The 6,049-nt window shown below is 61.6% G+C and carries 5 protein-coding genes; 3 read left to right on the plus strand and 2 right to left on the minus strand.

Annotation, left to right across the window (positions count from 1 at the left end; genetic code table 11):
* The 3 genes from RTS12_RS19650 to RTS12_RS19660 all read left to right on the plus strand — a co-directional run.
* A partial coding sequence (locus RTS12_RS19650; protein WP_312531636.1) for a capsule biosynthesis protein CapA occupies positions 1 to 1,230 on the plus strand: 1,230 nt, incomplete at its 5' end.
* 191 nt (positions 1,231 to 1,421) lie between these two features.
* Positions 1,422 to 2,513: a polysaccharide biosynthesis/export family protein gene (locus RTS12_RS19655; protein ID WP_409455719.1), complete on the plus strand. Its 1,092-nt coding sequence runs from the start codon at positions 1,422 to 1,424 to the stop codon at positions 2,511 to 2,513.
* 7 nt (positions 2,514 to 2,520) lie between these two features.
* Complete coding sequence (locus tag RTS12_RS19660; protein ID WP_312531639.1) at positions 2,521 to 4,515, plus strand: capsular polysaccharide biosynthesis protein; 1,995 nt, start codon at positions 2,521 to 2,523, stop codon at positions 4,513 to 4,515.
* Here RTS12_RS19660 and ribD read toward each other — a convergent pair whose 3' ends face one another.
* Both ribD and nrdR read right to left on the minus strand, forming a co-directional pair.
* Positions 4,516 to 5,502: a bifunctional diaminohydroxyphosphoribosylaminopyrimidine deaminase/5-amino-6-(5-phosphoribosylamino)uracil reductase RibD gene (gene ribD, locus RTS12_RS19665; RefSeq protein ID WP_312531646.1), complete on the minus strand. Its 987-nt coding sequence runs from the start codon at positions 5,500 to 5,502 to the stop codon at positions 4,516 to 4,518.
* A 38-nt stretch (positions 5,503 to 5,540) separates the two neighbouring features.
* Positions 5,541 to 6,005, minus strand: a complete 465-nt coding sequence (gene nrdR / locus RTS12_RS19670) for a transcriptional regulator NrdR (RefSeq protein WP_312531641.1) — start codon at positions 6,003 to 6,005, stop codon at positions 5,541 to 5,543.
* Between the last annotated feature and the right edge of the window lie 44 nt (positions 6,006 to 6,049).

Here is a 6,049-nt window from a genome sequence, read left to right on the forward strand (position 1 = left end):
GACCGGCTTGGCGCGTTGTTGCGTGGCTCTGGGGCCAAAGCCTGGCGAGTTGGCTTTAACGCGGGTGACGAATTCTTCTGGTCTGACCGCGATCATTTTATCGCCCATGTCGACGCCCCTGATCTTTGGCCTGCCCATCTTGAACGTATCATCGCCGAAAAAGGCGTCACGGATCTGGTGCTTTACGGGGATGTGCGCCCGATCCATGCCGCCGCGCGCCAGGCCGCAGCCGATCACGGCCTGATGCTGCATGTTTTCGAAGAGGGTTATCTTCGTCCCTATTGGATCACCTATGAGCGGGGTGGCTCGAACGGTCATTCCCGCCTGATGGAGATTGACCTGCGCGAGATGCGCCAAGCACTGCGCGGACGTCGCGGCGAAACCCGGCGCCCGCCGGCGCGCTGGGGCGATATGCGCCAACATAAATTCTATGGTGCGCTTTATCATTTTCTGGTTCTGGTCGCCAACAAACGCTATCGCGGCTATCGCACGCATCGTGAAATCTCGGTCGGCAAAGAGTTCCGCTTGAACTTTCGACGCCTGCTGCTTTCGCCCTATGACGCCTTGGCGCGGATGCGCGAGGCCAGACTGGTCCAGCGGGGCGGCTTTCCCTATGTTTTGGTGCTGATGCAGCTCGAGCATGACGCCAGCTTTCGCGCCCATTCCGATTTCAACGCCATGTCCGAATTCACCGATCAGGTCATGACCGAATTCGCAACCTCGGCGCCGCGCCATCACCACCTGGTTTTCAAGGCCCACCCGCTTGAGGACGGTCGCGGCGGCATCCGCCATGCCGTCGAGCGCAAGGCACGTGATCTGGGCATTGCCGAGCGCGTCCATTACGTGCGTGGCGGCAAACTTGCGCGGCTTCTTGCTCAGGCGCGTGCCGCGGTCACCGTGAATTCCACCGCCGCCCAACAGGCCCTGTGGCGTGGCTTGCCGGTGCGCTCGTTGGGGCGGGCAGTATACGACAAACCCGGACTGATCTCGAAACAGCCCCTATCCGAGTTTTTCAGGTCTCCTGAACGCCCGAATGGACGCGCCTATAGCATCTATCGCGACTATCTGCTGGAGACGAGCCAGGTGCCGGGGGGCTTTTACGCCGCGCAATCTCGTGCTCATGCGCTGCGTCTGGTCGTTGATCTGATGCTTGCCCCGGATGATCCCTATGATGCGCTTGCAACTGGACGCAGCCAACATCGGCAACAATTAAACGATGTCTCCGATTAGATTGCGCAAAATTGGTCTAAAACGGTGGAAATGTGGCGTAGCCTCGGCTAATTTGCGTCAAAACGGTATTCCGGCTGCACGGAATCGCAGAAGTGGACAGGAGATACAATTTGTCTGACCAGAGTTTTCCGTCGCGGCAGGTCAACACCCGCGCCGCACGCAGTCTTGCCGGACGGTTCTGTCGCATCGCGCTGATCGGAGCAGTGCTTTCGGTCGCCGCCTGTGGCTTGCCACGTTCCGGCCCGAATAAGAAAGAGATCCTGTCAAGCGGGGTTGATAAAGGCGGCACCACCCAGATCGTCTATACCAGCGATGCAGTGATCCGTGCGGCGAATTTCGCGCCAAGCTACGGTTTCTCTAGCGATTTCCGCAATGCGTCGCAGGTCGGTGCCGATACGATCCGCGCGGGTGACGTGCTGGGCCTGTCGATCTGGGAAAACGTCGATGACGGTCTTTTGGCCTCGCTTGGTCAAAGCTCGACCCAGCTGCAGCAACTGCAAGTCGACAGCAACGGTTATATCTTCGTGCCCTATGCCGGTCGCGTCAAAGCCTCGGGCCACAGCCCCGAAGAGTTGCGCAGCCTGATCACCGAAAAACTGGCCTCGCAAACGCCTGATCCGCAGGTCATGGTCACGCGGATGGCTGGTGACGGCGCAACGGTTTCGGTCATGGGCAAGGTCGTTGGTCAGGGCGTCTTCCCGATCGAGCGTCCGACCCGGACCCTTTCTGCGATGCTGGCCAAGGCTGGCGGTGTCTCGATCGAGCCCGAGATCGCGGTCGTGACGGTCAAGCGCGGCAATTCCAGCGGTAAAGTCTGGCTCAAGGATCTTTATTCCAACGCCAAGAACGACATCGCTTTGCGTCCGGGCGATGTTGTTCTGGTCGAAGAAGATCAGCGTAACTTCACCGCATTAGGTGCCTTTGGCGGCCAGACCAAGGTTCCGCTTGGCAATGACGAGGTTAGCGCGATCGAAGCCATCGCCATGGTTGGCGGTCTGCAAACCCAGCTGGCCGATCCGACGGGCGTTTTCATCATGCGCGAAGAGCCGCAATCGGTGGCGCGCGCGGTGACGGGCAACCCCAGCATCACGGGCACCCAGCGCGTGGCCTATGTCCTGGATCTAACCAAGCCTGATGGCATGTTCCAGGCGCGTGATTTCCTGATCCGCGATGGCGACACGGTCTATGTCACCGAAGCGCCGTTCACCCAGTGGCAGAAATCCATTCGCTCGGTCACCGGCACTGCAGCCGAGGTCGGCGCGACGAGCCGTGCCTTCAACTAAGGCGCCAATGGCAAGAAATCTGGAATCCGCCGGGACATCTTCCCGGCGGATTTTCGCATTTAACGGCGGTTTTTTCAAAAAAGGCCGCGTCAGTCGCATCATGGAACTCGCGGGCTATCGCCCTCGGTTTGGCCTGCCGGGCCCTGACGATCTGGTTGCGATCTGGGGCAACAGCCCGACCGCCTGGCGTGGACAGGCCATCGCGGACCGTCGCGGGGCCAAGCTTTTGCGGGTCGAGGATGCTTTCCTGCGCTCGGTTCTGCCCGGTCGTGCCAAAGGATCGGTTGCGACGCGCGGCCCTATCGGCCTGTTGATCGACCCGTACGGGCTGCATTTTGATCCCGATCAACCCTCACTGATCGAGCGGCTGATCCAGTCGCCCCAGCTGCCCCCGCTGGAGGGTGAAGCGCGCCAGGGCATCGCGCGCCTGATCGCTGCGGATCTTTCAAAATATAATGCCCATCTTTCCAATGCGACCCCGCCCAAGCCGGGCTATATTTTGGTGATCGATCAGACGCGTGGGGATGCCTCGTTGCGGGGCGCTGGCCGAGCGCGCTTCATGCAGATGCTTCAGGCAGCACGCGATGAAAATCCCGGCATGCCGATTGTCATCCGTAGCCACCCCGAAACCGCTGCCGGCCTTAGGCCCGGACATTTCACCACCAGCGACCTGCGCGGGCAGGATGTCTTTTGTGATGGGCCGATCTCGCCTTGGCTGCTGGTTCAGGGGGCGGCCAGGGTTTATGCGCTCTCCTCGCAGCTGGGTTATGAGGCCATGCTCGCGGGCCACCATCCCCGGATTTTCGGCACGCCTTTCTATGCAGGCTGGGGATTAAGCGATGATGAAATCGCCTTGCCTCGGCGCGGCACCGCCACAATCACGACGCTTTTTGCCGCCAGCCATCTGGTGGCGCCGGTCTGGTACGATCCCTGTCGGGATTGCCTGACCGACTTCAATGGTGCCCTTGACCAGCTAGAGGCCGAGGTTCGCGCCTGGCGTCAGGATCACGCAGGTCATTTGGCCTATGGCATGCGGCTTTGGAAGCGCGGGCCAATCGGCAGCTTTTTCGCCTCGGGCCGTGGGGTCCGGTTCACCAACAAGCCCTCGCCCAAGGTTAGCCTGGCATGGGCCAATCGCGCGGATGACGTGCCTCAGGCCCTGCGCATTGAGGATGGCTTTATTCGCTCGCGCGGCCTTGGCGCCGAGCTGGTGGCCCCGCTTTCGCTGGTCGCCGATGACCGCGGCATTTACTTTGACCCTACGCGCCCCAGCCGGTTCGAGGCATTGCTTGAAGCCCCCCTGCCGCCGGGCGGGCGCACGCGGGCGCTGGCATTGGTCGACCGCATCAGATCGGCGGGCGTGACGAAATACAATCTGGATGGCGCGCTTCCTGACCTGCCGCCCGGCCACCGCATTTTGGTTCCCGGACAGGTGGAAAACGATGCCTCGATCCGGTTGGGTTCGGGACAAGAGAAAACCAACCTGGCGCTATTGCGTCGGGTGCGTCGCGAAAATCCGACGGCTGTCGTGATCTACAAGCCCCATCCCGATGTCGAGGCAGGGCTGCGTCCCGGGCAAATCCCTGCGACGGATTTGGCGCAACTGGCAGATGTCATTGCCCATCAAAGCAGCGCCAACGCGCTTTTGGCACAGGTTGATGAGGTCTGGACCATCACCTCGACACTTGGGTTCGAGGCGTTATTGCGCGGGGTTCCGGTCACCACGCTGGGGGCGCCATTCTATGCCGGTTGGGGGCTGACACGTGATCTGGGGCCGATTCCCCAACGCCGTCAGGCCCTCCCTGATCTGGCCGCTTTTGCCCATGCCGCGCTGATCGGCTATCCGCGCTATTTTGATCCGGTCAGTCACTTGCCCTGCCCGCCCGAGGTCGCGGTCGACCGCTTGGCCGATCCGCATTTGCGCCGCGGCGGCAAGTTTAACCGCTTGCTTGCCAAGACCCAAGGCGCGCTTAGCAGTTATGCTTGGATTTGGCGGCGCTGATCACAGATCGAAAGGACGGGACCAACGCTGAAACAGATCACCACCGATGACCCGGCTTTCCAGCAGATCAAACCTTGGGGCATCGCGCAACGCCGTCAGCCCCATCGCGCCCACGGCGGCGCGGCTGTCGCCGCCCAGCACCATGCCCGCGCTATAGCCCACCAGATCATCGACAAGTCCGGCGCGCAAAAGACCCGCAGCCAGAACCCCGCCCCCCTCGCAAAAGACGCGCGTCAGCCCCCGTTCGGCAAGCTGGGCCATCGCTTGGGTCAGATCCCCATCCACTGTCCAAAGCGGCCCGTAATCCGGACCCTCTGCAGGAAGATCAGGCAATGGTTTCGAGGTTACAACCACGCGCACGGGCTGGCGCAGGGCACCAAAGCCGCGCACATTCAGCGAAGGTTTGTCCGCGCGCGCCGTACCCGCCCCCACCATGACCGCATCATGGCTTAGGCGCAAAGCATGGACATGGCGGCGCGCATCCGCTCCGGTGATCCATTGGCTTTCACCATTGGCAAGCGCAATCCGCCCGTCGAAACTGGTCGCCAGTTTCAAGGTCAGCATCGGGCGCTTTTGCGTCACCCGCAGCAAGAAGCCACGTTGCAGATGCAAAGCCTCGGCGCGGCGGACGTCTTGTGTGACCTCGATGCCGGCTGCGCGCAAGATCGCATGGCCGCGTCCGCCCACACGGGGATCGGGATCAGTCAGGGCGGTCACGACACGCGCAAGTCCCGCTTGTACCAGCGCCTCGGCACATGGCGGCGTCTTGCCGTGATGGGCACAGGGTTCAAGCGTGACATAGGCGGTGGCGCCCTGCGCAGCAGTCCCGGCCTGCGCCAGTGCCATCGGCTCGGCATGAGGGCGTCCGCCCGGCTGGGTCCATCCCCGCCCGACAACGATCCCGTTTTTGACAATGACACAGCCCACTGCGGGATTTGGCCAAGTATTGCCAAGCCCGCGCCGCGCCAGACGCAGGGCATGGGCCATATGGCGCAAATCATCCATGTGCGGCCCTTGCCCCGTGCCTATTCCTGATCGCTGCTTGGACGCAGCTCCGAGACGAATTTGTCAAAATCATCGGCAGCCTGAAAGTTCTTATAGACGCTGGCAAAGCGCACATAGCCGACGGTGTCGATACGCGACAGAGTCTCCATCACGATTTCACCGATCACCTTGGACGGAACATCGGATTCCCCCAGGCTTTCCAACCGCCGGACAATCCCCGAGATCATCTGATCCAGCCGCTCGGGTGCGACGGGGCGTTTTTGCATGGCGATGCGGATCGAGCGTTCCAATTTGCTGCGATCGAAATCCTCGCGTCGGCCGGTGGATTTGACCACGACCAGATCACGAAGCTGGACCCGCTCATAGGTCGTGAAGCGGCCGCCGCAGGCCGGGCAGAAACGGCGACGGCGGATGGCTACGTTATCCTCGGCCGGGCGCGAGTCTTTGACCTGTGTGTCGACTTTTCCGCAGAACTGGCAGCGCATTTATAGTCCCCTAAATGTCCTTGACCGCAGTTAGTATAGGAAGT

The organism is Paracoccus sp. (in: a-proteobacteria) (assembly GCF_032007265.1).
Classification (GTDB): Bacteria; Pseudomonadota; Alphaproteobacteria; order Rhodobacterales; family Rhodobacteraceae; genus Paracoccus.